This is a genomic window from Streptomyces sp. QH1-20 (assembly GCF_041283565.1).
Taxonomy (GTDB): domain Bacteria; phylum Actinomycetota; class Actinomycetes; order Streptomycetales; family Streptomycetaceae; genus Streptomyces; species Streptomyces syringius.
The window spans coordinates 4,614,775-4,629,263 of sequence record NZ_CP166299.1; the positions used below are offsets into that span (position 1 = coordinate 4,614,775).

A 14,489-nucleotide genomic window follows, 5' to 3' on the forward strand; every position below is an offset into this window, starting at 1 on the left:
GCCCGACCGGCGAGTTCCGTTTATCTCATGACCGACCTGACGGGAGAACCTACCCATGATCGTGGTGACGGGAGCGACCGGAAACATCGGCCGCGAGCTGGTGGACCGGCTGGTGGCGGCAGGCGTCGGCGTACGGGCGGTGAGCCGTGACCCCGAGCGGGCGGGGCTGCCGACGGGTGTCGAGGTGGTGCGGGCCGATCTGGCCGGTGGGGCCGAGCCGGACGGGCTCTTCACGGGAGCGCGGGCGCTGTTCCTCAACATCGCCGCCACGGGCCTGGAGGCGGGCGGCCTGATCGAGGCGGCGGCGAAGGCCGGAGTGCGGCGGATCGTCTTCAACTCGTCGATGTCCGTGACCGATACCCCCGCCGACGAGGAGGGCTTCATCGCACGCGCCCACGCGGCAGCCGAGCGCGCGATCCGCGACTCGGGGCTGGAGTGGACCTTCGTGCGCGGCGGCATGTACGCCACGAACGCCTTGCAGTGGGCGGAGCAGATCCGCGGCGAGGGGGTCGTGCGCGGTGCCTACGCCGGAGCCGTCGGGTCCCCCGTGCACGAGGCGGATCTCGCGGACATCGCCGCCGCGGCCCTGCTGGACACGACGGGCGCGCACCTCGGCCAGGCCTATGTGGTGACCGGCCCGGCGGGGTTGACGATCGCGGAGCAGGTCGACGCCATCGGAGCCGCCCTCGGCCGCCCGGAGGTGCGTTTCGAGGAAGTCTCCTTCGAGGAGGCCGTCGCCGCCATGGAGCGGGCCGGAGCCCCGAGGGTCGCCGCCGAGGACATCATCCGGTACTTCGGGGCCTCGGTCGGCCATGAGGCGCTGGTCACGGACGCCGTCCAGCGGGTGACGGGCCACCCCGCCCGTTCCTTCGAGCAGTGGGCGCGGGACCACGTGGCCGACTTCCGGTGACGGCCCTCCGGGCGGCCTCGCGAGGCCGCCCGGGGCGTCTGTTGAGTGCTAGATCGCGGTGACGTTCACGGCGGAGGGGCCCTTCTGGCCGCTCTCGATCTCGAACTCGACGTTCTGACCCTCGGCGAGTGTCTTGAAGCCATTGCCCTGGATCGCCGAGAAGTGGACGAAGACGTCCTTGGACCCGTCGGCGGGGGTGATGAAGCCGAACCCCTTCGACTCGTTGAACCACTTGACCTGGCCCTTGATCTTCGCCATCGCGATTCCTCCAGTTGGTGCGATCGGTGATCACCGTCTCACGCCGCGAAGCCGAAGGGGCGCGATTTCCGGCCGACTTGGAGGCACCGGGACCGGCCGCCGGACGGCGAGGGATCAACCCCGGCGGCCGCCACCGCCGTACCCGCCGCGGCCACCCGGGCGCTCCTCACGGGGCCGGGCCTCATTGACGTTGAGGCTGCGTCCGTTGAGTTCCGTGCCGTTGAACTGCTCGACGGCCCTGGCCGCGTCGGTATCGCTCATCTCGACGAAGGCGAAGCCCTTGGAGCGACCCGTGTCGCGGTCGGTGACGATGCTGACGCTCTGCACCGAGCCCGCCTCCTGGAAGAGCGCGGTCAGATCGCCCTCCGTCGTCTGATAGCTCAAGTTGCCCACGTAAAGCCTCTTCGACACGGTCGACTCTCCCTCGCTGTGACGGCCGGCTGCGCCGAACCGACCCGAACCGTCGCAGCCGCACCGGGCACGGACAAGAGCCCCCGGCCCCTTTCCGGCCATGGCCACAACATCCTCACAAAAGCGACAGACCCCGGATGGGTGATCTTCGATGCGGGCGCGCTGGTGTTCGGTCCGGACGAGGAAGGAAGGGGATACGGGCTGATTTGTGCCCGGTCGGGCATCGTCGTGGAGGTAGTGGTCATGCAGGTTGCGGGCTGGCATGTCGAGGTCGAGTTCGACGAGGACGAGACGCACACCCGGGCGGCCGCGCTGCTGCGGTTGCGGGACGACACGGAACTGCGGGGCAAGGGCCATGCCACGCGCAATCCCGCGGACCCCGACGAGCGCCGGATCGGTGAGGAACTCGCGGGCGGCCGCGCGTTGATGGACATCGCCCAGCAGCTCACGGCGAAGGGCAACGCGGAGGCGCAGACGCTGCGCTAGGCCTGGCCGGCCGTGGCGTGCGCACCTCCGCTGCGCGGCGGTGTCCTCAAACGCCGGACGGGCCGCACATGCAGCCCGTCCGGCGTTTGAGGACGCGCCCGCAGGGCGCTCGCCGCCGCAGGCGGCACAGACGGCCCGCAGCGGCAGACTCCTACGTCAGGTCACTTCACGATCGTGATGCGGTCCGCCTTCGGCGGGGCCAGCGGCGAGGCCGCCGAGGAGCGCGCGGTGAGGTACGAGGTGAAGGCGTCGAGGTCGGACGCGCCCACCAGCTTGTTCTTGCCCTCCTTGAAGGCGGGGAAGCCGTCGCCGCCGCCCGCGAGGAACTCGTTCATCGCGACGCGGTAGGTCTTGCCCGGGTCGATCGCGGTGCCGTTCAGCTTCACCGACGACGCGACGACGCGGTCCGCGCCCTGCTTGGTGAGGTCGAGCGTGTAGGTCAGGCCCCGGCTCACCTGGAGGATCTTCGGCTGCGGCTCGTTCGGGCCGCTGACCTGCTGCTGGAGGGCGGCGATGACCTGGGCGCCGGTGAGGTCGACGACGTTCATCATGTTGGTGAACGGCTGGACCGTGAACGCCTCGCCGTAGGTCACGACGCCGTCGCCCTCGGCGCCCGACGCCTTGAAGGCGAGGTCCGAGCGGATGCCGCCGGGGTTCATGAACGCGATCTGCGCGCCGCCCTTGTCGGCCGGGGCGAGCGCCTCCAGCTGGGCGTCCGTGAGCAGGTCACCGAGCGGCTTCTCGTACGCCTCCGAGCCGCGGCCGTTGATGTCGCCGGAGATGTAGCCGACCGGCTTGTTGGCGACCGGCGCCGCCAGGGTCTTCCAGCGGTCGATGAGCCGGGTCATGTCCGCGGCCTTGGGCTGCTCGCGGTTCACGACGTGGTTCGTGGCGCGGGGGCCCTTGACGCTCGTACGGACGATGTCCTTCGTCCGCCGGTCGTAGGTCAGCGTCGTGTCGGTGTAGACCCGGCCGAAGGAGGCGGCCGAGGTGACCGTGCGCGGCGCGCCCGAGGGGTCGGGGATGGTGCAGGCGTACGCCTGGTGGGTGTGGCCGGTGACGAGGGCGTCGACCTTCGGGGTCACCTTCTTGGCGATCTCGACGATGGGGCCGGAGATGCCCGCGCCCGCGCCCGGGGTGTCGCAGTCGTAGTTGTACGAGCCGGACGCCGGCATGCCGCCCTCGTGGATGAGGGTGACGATGGACTTCACGCCCTGGCGGTCGAGCTCCTTGGCGTACTTGTTGATCGTCTCGACCTCGTCGTGGAACTTGAGGCCCTTGACGCCCTCGGCCGTCACGACGTCGGGGGTGCCCTCGAGGGTGAGACCGATGATGCCGATCTTCACGCCCTTGTGCTTCCAGACCGTGTAGGGCTTGAGGATCGGCTTGCCGGTCTTCTCGTCGGTGACGTTCGCCGCGAGGTAGGGGAAGTCCGCGCCGCGGAACTTCTTGCCCTTCTCGAAGCAGCCCTCCTTGGGGTGGCAGCCGCCGCGCTGCATGCGCAGCAGCTCGGCGCGGCCCTCGTCGAACTCGTGGTTGCCCACCGAGCTCGCGTCCAGCTTGATCTTGTTGAGCGCCTCGATGGTCGGCTCGTCGTGGAAGAGGCCGGTCATCAGCGGGCTCGCGCCGATCATGTCGCCGGCGGCCGCGGTGATCGAGTACTCGTGACCCTTGCGGGCCGTGCGCAGCGAGTTGGCGAGGTACTCGACGCCACCCGCCGGTATGACCTTCTTCGTGCCGTCGGGCTGCGTCTCGGTGACGGTGCCGGAGGAGCCCTGCGGGGCCTCCAGGTTGCCGTGCAGGTCGTTGAAGGAGAGCAGCTGCACATCGACCGTGCGGCCGTGGCGCTGCTTGCCGCTCTGCGCGCTGTCGGCCGCCGCCGCGCTGTCCGCGCCCGCCGGGGCGGCGGCGGAGAGCACTCCGGCGGTGGCGGCGAGCGCGGCCGCGGTGGCGGTCAGCCGTCTGGCGAGGCGCTTCCGTGGCGGCGTCGCGTGAGGCGTCGCGGGCATTTGTTCCCCTTTGTAATGATGTGGTGCTGGTGTCGCGTCAGATGTCGCGTCAGGTGGGTCGGCGGCAGCTTACGGTCAACGCGCGTAGCACGTCAGGAGGGTTGAGGTGACGAATTGGTAGCTTCGGGCCGTCGGTTCTCCACCGGCCGGGGGCACGCCACGGCGTACCCGCGGTAGCCCCCGTGCGGGTCGTAGGCTCAAGGCCATGAGTGACGTGGTGGTGTACGACGCGGGCGGGCCCCGGTCGATCGAGGTCCTTGTCGAGCTGACGCCCGAGCTGGTCCGGGACGTGCTGTCGTTGGTGGCCGAGGCCGCCGACGCCGACGGCCAGCCGGCCGTCTCCGAGCAGGGCCGGCTCCAGCTCGAAGGGGCACGGCCGGGGGTGCGGCACCTGCTGCTGCGGGACGCCGACGACGAACTCGTCGGCTACGCCCAGCTGGAGGACAGCGACCCCGTGGAGGCCCCGGCGGGCGAGCTGGTCGTCCGTCCCGGCCGGCGCGGCCGCGGGCACGGGCGGGCGCTCGGGACGGCACTGCTGGCCGAGTCGGGCAAGCGGCTGCGGGTCTGGGCGCACGGCGGGCATCCGGCCGCCCGGCACCTCGCGCAGGTGCTCGGGCTGAGCCTCTTCCGTGAGCTGCGCCAGATGCGCAGGCCGCTGGCCGGACTCGACCTGGCGGAGCCCGTGCTGCCCGAAGGCGTGAGCGTACGGACCTTCCGGCCCGGTGAGGACGACGAGCGGTGGCTGGCGGTGAACGCCGCGGCGTTCGCGCACCACCCCGAGCAGGGCTCCCTCACCCAGCGGGACCTGGACGACCGCAAGGCGCAGAGCTGGTTCGACCCGGAGGGCTTCTTCCTCGCCGAGAAGGACGGCGAGATCGTCGGCTTCCACTGGACGAAGGTGCACGCCGACCAGGGCATCGGCGAGGTGTACGTGGTGGGCGTGCGGCCCGGTGCGCAGGGCGGCGGCCTCGGCAGGGCGCTGACCACGATCGGGCTGCGGCACCTGGCGGGCCAGGGCCTGCCGACGGCCATGCTCTACGTCGACGCGGACAACAAGCCCGCCGTCACCGTCTACGAACGGCTCGGCTTCCAGGTCTACGAGACGGACCTGATGTACCGGTCGGAGAGCTGACCGCACGGCTCCGCGGCAGGTACACGAACCGCCCTCCAGGGTCGCCCTGGGGGGCGGTTTCGCGTGTCCGCGCCTGCCGGCGCTGGTTGACAGCCGGTCCACCCTTCCATCACCCTTTCACTAATCAAGTAGTGAAAGGGTGATGCGCGTGGTCGAATTCCGCATCGACCGGCGCAGCGGAGTCGCCACCTATCTGCAGATCGTCCTGCAGGTGAAGCAGGCGCTCCGGCTGGGTCTGCTCGCTCCCGGCGACAAGCTGCCGACGGCCAAGGAAGTCGTCGCGGCCACGGCCATCAACCCGAACACCGTCCTGAAGGCCTACCGCGAGCTCGACCGCGAGGGCCTGGTCGAGCCGCGACCAGGGCTCGGGACCTTCGTACGGCGGTCGCTGGCGCGGCCCGGAGCCGCCGCGGACTCGCCGCTGCGCGCCGAACTGGCCGACTGGGCGGACCGCGCCCGCGCGGCCGGGCTCGACCGTGAGGACGTGGCCGCGCTGGTCGCGTCCGTGCTGGAGGAGAGCTTCGGCGACCACGCGCGACCGGCAGCGCACGACGTGAACAAGGGGAACAAGGGGACCGCATGACCGACCTGACCTTCCAGCCCGACCGGACCGCCCTGCAGGCGGTCGGCCTCGGGGTGAAGCACCGGCGCGGCTGGGCGCTGCGCGACTGCTCCTTCCGGCTGCCCGCCGGGCGGATCTGCGCCCTCGTCGGGCCGAACGGCGCGGGCAAGTCCACGCTGCTCTCCCTCGCGGCGGGTCTGCGGCGGCCCACCACCGGCTCGCTCACCGCCTTCGGCGCCGGTCCCACCGACCCGGCGGTCCGGCCCCGGGTGGCGTTCGTCGCCCAGGAGAAGCCGCTGTACCCGCACTTCACCATCGCCGACACGCTGCGCCTGGGCCGCGAGCTGAACCCCGGCGGCTGGGACCAGGCCGCCGCCGAGCGGCTCGTGCGGGACGGGAACCTGCCCCTCGGCGCCCGCGTCGGCTCGCTCTCCGGCGGTCAGCGCACCCGGGTCGCCCTCGCCCTCGCCTTCGGCAAGAAGCCCGAGCTGCTGCTGCTGGACGAGCCGATGAGCGACCTCGACCCGCTCGTCCGCCACCAGATGATGGCCGCCCTCATGACCGAGGCCGCCGAGCACGCCACCACCGTCGTGATGGCCTCGCACGTCCTCGCCGAACTCGACGGCGTCTGCGACTACCTGCTGCTCATATCCGACGGCCGGGTCCGGCTCGCGGGTGAGGTCGAGGACCTGATCGCCGCCCACACCCTGCTCGTCGGCCGCCACGAAGGCCCGGCACTGCCGCCGGAGTTGGCGGGGCACACGGTCGTGGAGTCACGCACCACCGGGCGGCAGTTCAGCGCCCTCGTCCGCACCGACGGACCGGTCGCGGGCCGCTGGGAGGCCGCCGAGCCGAGCCTGGAGGAGCTGCTCCTCGCGCATCTGCGCTCGCCCGGCGCCCCGGCGCTGCTCACGCCCAGCGCGGAGCCGCGCGCCACGGCGAAGGCGGCGGAATGAGCACCGTCACCGCAGCGGTCGGGGCCGTCCCGCGGCCCCGGCTGCGGGGCATGACCTGGCTGGTCCGGCGGCAGCACCGGACCACCGGCTGGATCGCGCTGGGCCTGCTCGTCGTGCTCGTCGGCGCCTTGGTGTGGCTGAAGTTCGCGGGCCACGCCTACCTCGACGACCACGGCCTACGGGCCGGGTGCGACGGGGACGTCACCTGCGGGGAGGCCGACTGGCAGGCTCTCGGCGCCTTCCGCGCCCGGTACGGCGAAATCCTTTACCGCATAGGCTGGTTGACGCAGTACCTGCCCTGGGTGACCGGTCTGTTCGTGGCCGGCCCGATGGTGGCGCGCGAGCTGGAGAGCGGTACGTACAAGCTCGCGTGGTCGCAGTCGGCTTCGCCCCTGCGCTGGCTCGCGGCGAAGCTCGTCACGGTCACCGTGGCGGCACTCGCCGGGTTCTCGCTGCTGTCGGCGGTTCACACCTGGGTCTGGCAGTCCTTTCCCGCCGACGTGCTGATGGTCCAGGAATGGCAGTACTCGTTCGACATGATCGGCCCCGTCCCCGTCGCGCACGCCCTGCTGGCGATCGCCCTCGGCACGCTCGTCGGACTGCTGGTCCGGCGCACGATCGCGGCCATGGGCGTCACCGTGGCCCTCACCGCCCTGGTGCTCTGGGCACTGGACGTGTTCCGGCCGTATGTGATCAGCCCGGTGATGACGTTCTACCCCGGACGTCCGACGCCCCCCGACAACGCCTGGGTCGTCGAGCGCGGGGGTATCGGCCCCGACGTCGGCCGCATCAAGTCGCTCTGGTGCGACATGGAGATCTCCGACCGGCAGTGCCTGGCCAAGAACGGCGTGACCGACTGGTACGCGGAGCTCCACCCGCGCTCGCACCTGTGGCCGATGCAGTGGGCCGAGACCGGCATCCTCGTCGGCGTCGCCGTGCTCCTGGCCGCCGCTGCCGTCTGGCTGCTGCGCCACCGTTCCCAGGCCCCGGCGGCCACCTCGCACTCCCGGAAGGCGGCGGCATGACCATGACGTCGATACCCCCGACCCGTACGACCACCCGTGGCGGGACCCCTGCCGCGACCACCGGCGCGCCCGGCGTGCGCGCCCTCGGCTGGTTCGTCGTCCGTCAGCACCGCACCACGGCATGGATCGCGCTGGCGCTGTTCCTCGCGTTCGCCGGATCGCTGGTGTGGCTGCACGGCGCCATGAGCGACTTCATCGACACGCACCGGCTGCTGGCCGCCTGTGACGCCGTCGACTGCGCGGCCTCGCCCGGGAAGGTCGCCGACTTCCGGTCCTCGTACGGCGATTACCTGCACTACGCGGGCCTCCTGCTGGAGTTCCTGCCGGCGCTGCTCGCGGCGTTCGTCGCGGGCCCGATGGTGGCGCGCGAGCTGGAGAGCGGTACGTACAAGGTCGCGTGGTCGCAGTCCGTCTCGCCGATGCGCTGGTTCGCGGCGAAGCTCGCGCTGCCCGCCGTGGCGGCGCTCGCCGGGGTCTCGGTGCTCGCGGCGCTCTACACCTGGTGCTGGCGGGTCGTGGGTGACCGCGAGGGCGGTGACGTGCTGCTGCCCGGCCAGCCCTGGCACCAGTCGTTCAACGCGCTCGGGCCCGCGCCCGTCGTCCTCGCCCTGGCCGGGGTGGCCGTCGGCGCGCTCGTCGGTCTGCTGCTCAAGCGCACGCTCCGGGCCATGATCGTCGCCCTGCTCGCCACCGGCGCGGTGGCGGCGCTGACCGCGGCCCTGCGGCAGTACCTGGTCACCCCGGTGACGACGATGTCCGCCGACATGCCCGGCCTGCTCGGGAACCGCACCTGGTGGTTCGAGCGCGGCATGGTCGGGCCCAGCGGCGGGCACATCGTGGAGCCCGACTGCGGTGTCGGTGTCTCGCCCGCCCAGTGCCTCGTCGACCGCGGCGCGAGCGGCTGGTACGTCGACTCCCACCCGTACACGCACCTGTGGCCCATGCAGTGGGTCCAGGCGGGCGGGGTCACCGTGCTCGCGGTGCTCCTCGCGGCCGGCGCCTTGTGGCGGATGCGGCGCACGCACAGCTGACCGGGCGCCCCTGCCGTACGCCCGTACACCTCGTGGTGCGGGCGTTACGGTCTTGTCCCGGCCCGTCCGGCCGCCCTGCGGGGCCGGACGCCCCCTCGGGGTAGGGTCCCGCTTTCCTGCGCGCCATGTGCGCGTTACCCATGATTCAACCGCGGTTGCGAACCTTGCCGAATGCAGCCCGCCGTGCCACAAACCCCCGGCCGGAGACTACGCGCAGCCCCGGCGCCCGTCTCCGACGAGCCCACCGTGCCCGCGGCGCGGCACCATGGACGTATGAACCGGCCTCCCAGCGCTCAGGCAGCCGACGATCCGCATCCGGACCGCTCCCTGGACCCGTGGGGAACCCCCCGGCCGCAGCCCTCCGTGGGGTCCATCACGGCGCACCGGCCACGGACGGCCACCTCCCCGGACGGGCCCGGGCTGGAGCCCGACCTGGACGCCGGGCTCGACGGGTACGGACCTGAGTCCGATGCGGGCCGGGGGGACGGCTACGAGCGCGGCCAGGCGGCGGGGGAGTACGGAGACGACGCCGAGGACACCGAGGAACTGCCCCAGGGGCGCTTCCTGGACCGGGAACGCAGCTGGCTGGCCTTCAACGAGCGGGTGCTGGAACTGGCGGAGGACCCGGCGACCCCGCTGCTGGAGCGGGCCAATTACCTGGCGATCTTCGCCAGCAACCTCGACGAGTTCTTCATGGTCCGCGTCGCCGGCCTCAAGCGGCGCATCGCGACCGGTGTCGCGACCCGCTCGGCGTCCGGCCTACAGCCCCGCGAGGTGCTGGACCTGATCTGGACCCGCTCGCGCGAGCTCATGGCCCGGCACGCGGCCTGCTACCAGCAGGACGTCGCCCCCGAGCTGGCCGAGCGGGGCATCCATCTGATCCGCTGGCCGGAGCTGTCGGAGAAGGAGCAGGGACGACTGTTCACGCTGTTCCGGCAGCAGATCTTCCCCGTGCTGACCCCCCTCGCCGTCGACCCCGCGCACCCCTTCCCGTACATCTCGGGGCTGTCGCTCAACCTCGCCGTGGTCGTCCGCAACCCCGTCAGCGGTCACCAGCACTTCGCCCGGGTGAAGGTGCCGCCGCTGCTGTCGCGGTTCCTGGAGGCGTCGCCGCAGCGGTACGTCCCCCTGGAGGACGTCATCGCGGCCCACCTGGAGGAGCTGTTCCCCGGCATGGAGGTGCTCGCGCACCACATGTTCCGGGTGACCCGCAACGAGGACCTCGAAGTCGAGGAGGACGACGCGGAGAATCTGCTCCAGGCCCTGGAGAAGGAGCTGATGCGGCGGCGCTTCGGCCCGCCCGTGCGGCTGGAGGTCGAGGAGACCATCGACCCGTACGTCCTCGATCTGCTGGTCCGCGAGCTCAAGATCACCGACGCCGAGGTCTATCCGCTGCCCGGCCCGCTCGACCTGACCGCGCTGTTCCGGATCGCCGGCCTGGACCGGCCCGAGCTGAAGTTCCCCAAGTTCGTGGCGGGCACCCACCGTGATCTCGCCGAGGTCGAGTCCGCGTCCGCCCCCGACATCTTCGCGGCGCTGCGCGAGCGGGACGTGCTGCTGCACCACCCCTACGACTCCTTCTCCACCTCCGTGCAGGCGTTCCTGGAGCAGGCCGCGGCCGACCCGGACGTGCTGGCCATCAAGCAGACCCTGTACCGGACGTCGGGCGACTCGCCCATCGTGGACGCGTTGATAGACGCCGCGGAGTCGGGCAAGCAGGTCCTCGTCCTCGTGGAGATCAAGGCCCGCTTCGACGAGCAGGCCAACATCAAATGGGCGCGGAAGCTGGAGGAGGCGGGCTGCCACGTCGTCTACGGCCTGGTCGGGCTCAAGACGCACTGCAAGCTGTCGCTGGTGGTCCGCCAGGAGGGCGAGACGCTGCGCCGCTACTCCCACGTGGGCACGGGGAACTACCACCCCAAGACCGCCCGGCTGTACGAGGACCTCGGCCTGCTCACCGCGGACCCGCAGGTGGGGGCCGACCTCTCCGACCTCTTCAACCGGCTGTCCGGGTACTCGCGCCGCGAGACCTACCGACGGCTGCTGGTGGCCCCCAGATCGCTGCGCGACGGGCTGGTCGGACGCATCGCGAAGGAAGCCGCGCACCACCGCGCCGGGCGGCCCGCGTACGTCCGCATCAAGGTCAACTCGATGGTCGACGAGGCCGTCATCGACGCCCTGTACCGGGCGTCGCGGGCCGGGGTGCCGGTGGACGTGTGGGTGCGCGGCATCTGCGCCCTGCGGCCGGGGGTCCCCGGGCTCTCGGAGAACATCCGCGTGCGCAGCGTGCTCGGCCGCTTCCTGGAGCACTCCCGGGTGTTCGCCTTCGGCAACGGCGGCGAACCCGAGGTGTGGCTCGGCAGCGCCGACATGATGCACCGCAACCTCGACCGGCGCATAGAGGCGCTGGTGCGGGTCACCGACCCCGGGCACCGGGCCTCCCTCGGCAGGCTGCTGGAACTGGGGATGTCGGACACCACCGAGTCCTGGCACCTCGGCGGGGACGGCGGCTGGACCCGGCGCGCGACGGACGCCGACGGGCAGCCGCTGCGGAACGTTCAGGAGATGCTCATAGACGCCCGGAGGCGCCGGCGTGGTTCAGCGACATGATCCGCCGATTACGGTCGGCGCTCCCTGCGGGCGGGACACGATGACGACGAAATCCCCTGCGGGAACCCGGGCCCCCGGATCCCCGCCCCCTGCTTCCGGATTGCCTGCTTCCGGATCGGCTGCCCACCGCGTGGGGGACGCGACAGCGGGCGAGGTACTCGCGAGCTATCTGCACACCCAGGCCACCGAATTCCTGCGCAGTCTGCGGTCGCACGGCGAGAGCGGTGCCGACGCCGAGGACGCGACCGAGGCCGCGCGGCTGCTGCGCCGCTCGGCCCGGCGTCTCTCCGGTGTCCTGCACGTCTACCGCCCGCTGACCGACACCGCGTGGACGGACCAACTCCGCTCGGAGCTGGTGTGGTTGTCGGAGACCCTCGCCCGGGAGCACGCCTACGCGGCCAGGCTGGCCCGGCTGCGCGGGGCGCTGCACCGGCTGTCGGGCGCGGGCGCCGAAGAAGCCGAGCCGGGCACGGCGGTCGTCGCGCCGCGCGGCGAGTCCGCCGCCCGGGCGCGGACGCAGGAGGGGGCCGGTGGCGGGCTGACCGTGGGCGCGGCCCGGGCGGGGGCGCTGCTGGAGCGGCGGCTGACCCTGGCGCGGACACGGGCGCACTCGGCGGCCCTCCAGGCGCTGGGCTCCTCGCGCTTCCACGCCGTCGCCGACAATGTCGCGGTGCTCGCCTCGGAGGTCCCGTTGGACCCCGCGGCCCACGACCTGCTCGCCCGCGAGGCCCTGTCGCACTTCGTCGACCAGGCGCACCGCCGGCTGGCCGAGGCCGTCGAGACCCTGCCGCTGTCCGTCGCGGGCCACCCGTACAACGCCGAGGCCCTGGCCCACGGCCTCGCCGCGACCCCGACGGCCGACGCCCCGCCCGCCGAGGGGCGGCAGGACGCCCCCTGGCATCAGGTGCGGCGGCTGGTGCGGCTGCGGCGGTACGGCCAGGAGGTGCTGGACGAGCAGGAGCAGACCGAGGCCGAACCCACGCTGTCCGTACGGCTGTTGGGTGCGAGCCAGGCCCTGGACCGGCACCGGGACGCGGCGGAGGCCGCGGCGGCCGCCGCGGCCGCGGCCCGCACGCCCCGCATCGCCCCCGCCACGGCGTACGCGCTGGGGGTGCTGCACGCCGATCAGCGCCACGATGTGGAGGCCGCCCGCTTCACCTTCGGCCGGCTCTGGCAGCGGCTGGCGGTGACGACGCCGTGAGCGGCCCCGGCCCGGGCGACGCGGACGAGCGGCCGCCGGTCCTGGCGGCGGGCTGCGCGCTGTGGCGCCGGTCCCCCTACGACGGGCGGCTGGAGCTCGGCCTCGTCCACCGCCCGAAGTACGACGACTGGTCGTGGCCGAAGGGCAAGCTCAAGCGCGGCGAGGAGGCCCTGGCCGGAGCGCTGCGGGAGGTGCTGGAGGAGACCGGCATGACGTGCGAGCCGGGGCCGGCCCTGCCCACCGCGCACTATCTGACGGAAGGCCGGCCCAAGGAAGTGCGGTACTGGGCGGCGCGGGCGACGGGCGGCGCGTTCGCGCCCAACCGCGAGGTGGACCGCATCCTGTGGCTGCCCCCGGCCGCCGCCCGCAACCGCCTCACCCACGACCGCGACCGGCGGCTCGTCGACGCGCTCCTGGCCGTCCTGCGGGCGGGGGCGCACGAAGCTTGAGCCCAGGCTTGTCAACTTTTCTCTTGCGCGCTATATAAGAAGGGCGAGGGCATCCCACCGAGTGCCAGAGAAAAGGAGTGACCTGTGATGCTCATGCGGACCGACCCGTTCAGGGACCTCGACCGCCTCACCCGTCAGGTTTTCGGTACCGAGGCCCGCCCTGCGGCCATGCCGATGGACGCCTACCGCGTCGGCGACGAATTCGTGGTCCAGTTCGACCTCCCCGGCGTCGACCCCGAATCGATCGACCTGGACATCGAGCGCAACGTCCTCTCGATCCACGCCGAGCGCCGCAAGACGGCCCCCGAGGGCGCCGAGCTGATCGTCGAGGAGCGCCCCACGGGCACGTTCAGCCGCCAGCTGTTCCTGGGCGACACGCTGGAGACCGACCGCATCGACGCCTCGTACGACCTGGGAGTGCTGACGCTGCGCATCCCGGTCGCGGAAGAGGCCAAGCCGCGCAAGATCACGATCTCTGGCGGCAGCGGACGCAAGCAGCTTGCGAGCTGAGCCTGTTTGTCCTCAATCGCCGGACGGGCTGGTTTTCGGCTGAGCTCAGCCAAATCAAGCCCGTCCGGCGATTGAGGACGCGCCCGCAGGGCGCCCGCGGCCGCAGGCCGCCACTCACCGCCTAGCCGCGAGGCGCCAGCGCCTCCCAGCGCAGCGTCACCTCGCCCTGGCGCCAGCGCCGGGGCCCGTCCGTGAGGGGCCAGTCGGCCTTCAGGGCCGACGCCGTACGGATCCACCGCTGCCGCGAGCTCAGCGCGGCGTACGGCGCCGCGGCCGCCCACGCGCGGTCGAAGTCGCGCAGGAACGCGTGCACCGGCTCGCCCGGCACATTGCGGTGGATGAGCGCCTTCGGCAGCCGTTCGGCCAGGTCGGAGGGGGTGGCCAGGGAGCCGAGCCGGGTTGCGAAGGTGACCGTGCGGGGGCCCTCCGGGCCGAGCGCGACCCATACGTGACGACGGCCGATCTCATCGCACGTGCCCTCGACGAGCAGCCCGTCGGGCGCGAGCCGGGCGCACAGCCGGGCCCACACGGCGGCCACCTCGTCCTCGTCGTACTGCCGCAGCACATTCGCGGCCCGGATCAGCGCGGGCCGCCGCCCGGCACCGAGCGGCACCTCGAACCCGCCGTGCGCGAAGGACAGCCCCTCCCGCTCGTACGGCTTCGCCGCCGCGACCCGCGCCGGATCGATCTCCACCCCGACGACCTCCGCCGTGCCGCACACGGTCCGCAACCGGTCCAGCAGCTCCACCGCGGTCCAGGGGGCGGCCCCGTACCCGAGGTCGACCGCGACGGGGTCGGCGCTGCGGCGCAGTGCGGCGCCGTGCGCGTCGGCGATCCAGCGGTCCATGCGCCGGAGCCGGTTCGGATTGGTCGTCCCACGGGTCGCCGAACCGACGGGACGACGGTGCGGGGCGGAGCGGGGCGGCATGTCACAGAGCC

15 protein-coding genes are annotated in these 14,489 nt (G+C 72.4%); 11 read left to right on the plus strand and 4 right to left on the minus strand.

Translation table 11 applies throughout. The features are described from left to right. Window positions 1-55 precede the first annotated feature (55 nt). Entirely contained in the window at window positions 56-910 is an 855-nt protein-coding gene (locus AB8O64_RS21010; protein ID WP_370420642.1) for an NAD(P)H-binding protein, read from the plus strand. Window positions 911-958: 48 nt separating this feature from the next. On the opposite strand, the gene cspE is transcribed toward AB8O64_RS21010, so the two are convergent. Both cspE and AB8O64_RS21020 read right to left on the minus strand, forming a co-directional pair. Then, complete coding sequence (gene cspE / locus AB8O64_RS21015; protein WP_370420643.1) at window positions 959-1,168, minus strand: transcription antiterminator/RNA stability regulator CspE; 210 nt, start codon at window positions 1,166-1,168, stop codon at window positions 959-961. Between the two features lie 114 nt (window positions 1,169-1,282). Beyond that, a complete protein-coding gene (locus AB8O64_RS21020; protein WP_370420644.1) occupies window positions 1,283-1,579 on the minus strand; it encodes an RNA recognition motif domain-containing protein in 297 nt (98 codons plus the stop codon). A 141-nt stretch (window positions 1,580-1,720) separates the two neighbouring features. On the opposite strand from AB8O64_RS21020, the gene AB8O64_RS21025 reads away from it, so the two are divergent. Beyond that, the gene (locus tag AB8O64_RS21025) at window positions 1,721-2,065 is read left to right on the plus strand and encodes a DUF1876 domain-containing protein (protein ID WP_370420645.1); all 345 of its coding nucleotides are present in this window, start codon (window positions 1,721-1,723) and stop codon (window positions 2,063-2,065) included. Between the two features lie 161 nt (window positions 2,066-2,226). Here the strand turns inward: AB8O64_RS21025 and AB8O64_RS21030 are convergent, their stop codons facing one another. Next, entirely contained in the window at window positions 2,227-4,074 is a 1,848-nt protein-coding gene (locus tag AB8O64_RS21030; protein ID WP_370420647.1) for a bifunctional UDP-sugar hydrolase/5'-nucleotidase, read from the minus strand. A 205-nt stretch (window positions 4,075-4,279) separates the two neighbouring features. Between AB8O64_RS21030 and mshD the strand changes: the two genes are divergently transcribed. From mshD to AB8O64_RS21075, 9 genes are all read left to right on the plus strand, one after another. Beyond that, complete coding sequence (mshD, locus tag AB8O64_RS21035) at window positions 4,280-5,206, plus strand: mycothiol synthase (protein WP_370420648.1); 927 nt, start codon at window positions 4,280-4,282, stop codon at window positions 5,204-5,206. Window positions 5,207-5,348: 142 nt separating this feature from the next. Further along, the gene (locus AB8O64_RS21040; protein ID WP_365214919.1) at window positions 5,349-5,789 is read left to right on the plus strand and encodes a GntR family transcriptional regulator; all 441 of its coding nucleotides are present in this window, start codon (window positions 5,349-5,351) and stop codon (window positions 5,787-5,789) included. Continuing rightward, window positions 5,786-6,724, plus strand: coding sequence for an ABC transporter ATP-binding protein (locus AB8O64_RS21045; protein ID WP_370420649.1), 939 nt, complete (start codon window positions 5,786-5,788; stop codon window positions 6,722-6,724). Before AB8O64_RS21040 ends, AB8O64_RS21045 begins: the two co-directional genes overlap by 4 nt. After that, a complete protein-coding gene (locus AB8O64_RS21050) occupies window positions 6,721-7,749 on the plus strand; it encodes a hypothetical protein (RefSeq protein ID WP_370420650.1) in 1,029 nt (342 codons plus the stop codon). The genes AB8O64_RS21045 and AB8O64_RS21050 overlap by 4 nt, the downstream gene beginning before the upstream one ends. A gap of 2 nt (window positions 7,750-7,751) precedes the next feature. Then, a complete protein-coding gene (locus AB8O64_RS21055) occupies window positions 7,752-8,780 on the plus strand; it encodes a hypothetical protein (protein WP_370420652.1) in 1,029 nt (342 codons plus the stop codon). Window positions 8,781-9,053: 273 nt separating this feature from the next. Then, on the plus strand, window positions 9,054-11,390 hold the full coding sequence (locus AB8O64_RS21060) for an RNA degradosome polyphosphate kinase (protein ID WP_370420654.1): 2,337 nt from the start codon (window positions 9,054-9,056) through the stop codon (window positions 11,388-11,390). A 40-nt stretch (window positions 11,391-11,430) separates the two neighbouring features. Further along, window positions 11,431-12,591: a CHAD domain-containing protein gene (locus AB8O64_RS21065; protein ID WP_370420655.1), complete on the plus strand. Its 1,161-nt coding sequence runs from the start codon at window positions 11,431-11,433 to the stop codon at window positions 12,589-12,591. Next, the gene (locus AB8O64_RS21070) at window positions 12,588-13,040 is read left to right on the plus strand and encodes an NUDIX hydrolase (RefSeq protein ID WP_370420656.1); all 453 of its coding nucleotides are present in this window, start codon (window positions 12,588-12,590) and stop codon (window positions 13,038-13,040) included. The genes AB8O64_RS21065 and AB8O64_RS21070 overlap by 4 nt, the downstream gene beginning before the upstream one ends. Window positions 13,041-13,127: 87 nt before the next feature. Beyond that, complete coding sequence (locus AB8O64_RS21075) at window positions 13,128-13,550, plus strand: Hsp20/alpha crystallin family protein (RefSeq protein ID WP_370420657.1); 423 nt, start codon at window positions 13,128-13,130, stop codon at window positions 13,548-13,550. A gap of 121 nt (window positions 13,551-13,671) precedes the next feature. On the opposite strand, the gene AB8O64_RS21080 is transcribed toward AB8O64_RS21075, so the two are convergent. Then, window positions 13,672-14,478, minus strand: a complete 807-nt coding sequence (locus AB8O64_RS21080; protein WP_370420658.1) for a class I SAM-dependent methyltransferase — start codon at window positions 14,476-14,478, stop codon at window positions 13,672-13,674. Between the last annotated feature and the right edge of the window lie 11 nt (window positions 14,479-14,489).

Coding starts and splice junctions, on each gene's coding strand:
- AB8O64_RS21045 (WP_370420649.1), top strand. CDS start 5,786: ATGACCGACCTGACCTTCCAGCCCGACCGGACCGCCCTGCAGGCGGTC.
- AB8O64_RS21080 (WP_370420658.1), bottom strand. CDS start 14,478: ATGCCGCCCCGCTCCGCCCCGCACCGTCGTCCCGTCGGTTCGGCGACC.
- AB8O64_RS21030 (WP_370420647.1), bottom strand. CDS start 4,074: ATGCCCGCGACGCCTCACGCGACGCCGCCACGGAAGCGCCTCGCCAGA.
- AB8O64_RS21075 (WP_370420657.1), top strand. CDS start 13,128: ATGCTCATGCGGACCGACCCGTTCAGGGACCTCGACCGCCTCACCCGT.
- AB8O64_RS21040 (WP_365214919.1), top strand. CDS start 5,349: ATGCGCGTGGTCGAATTCCGCATCGACCGGCGCAGCGGAGTCGCCACC.
- cspE (WP_370420643.1), bottom strand. CDS start 1,168: ATGGCGAAGATCAAGGGCCAGGTCAAGTGGTTCAACGAGTCGAAGGGG.
- mshD (WP_370420648.1), top strand. CDS start 4,280: ATGAGTGACGTGGTGGTGTACGACGCGGGCGGGCCCCGGTCGATCGAG.
- AB8O64_RS21055 (WP_370420652.1), top strand. CDS start 7,752: ATGACGTCGATACCCCCGACCCGTACGACCACCCGTGGCGGGACCCCT.
- AB8O64_RS21065 (WP_370420655.1), top strand. CDS start 11,431: ATGACGACGAAATCCCCTGCGGGAACCCGGGCCCCCGGATCCCCGCCC.
- AB8O64_RS21060 (WP_370420654.1), top strand. CDS start 9,054: ATGAACCGGCCTCCCAGCGCTCAGGCAGCCGACGATCCGCATCCGGAC.
- AB8O64_RS21010 (WP_370420642.1), top strand. CDS start 56: ATGATCGTGGTGACGGGAGCGACCGGAAACATCGGCCGCGAGCTGGTG.
- AB8O64_RS21050 (WP_370420650.1), top strand. CDS start 6,721: ATGAGCACCGTCACCGCAGCGGTCGGGGCCGTCCCGCGGCCCCGGCTG.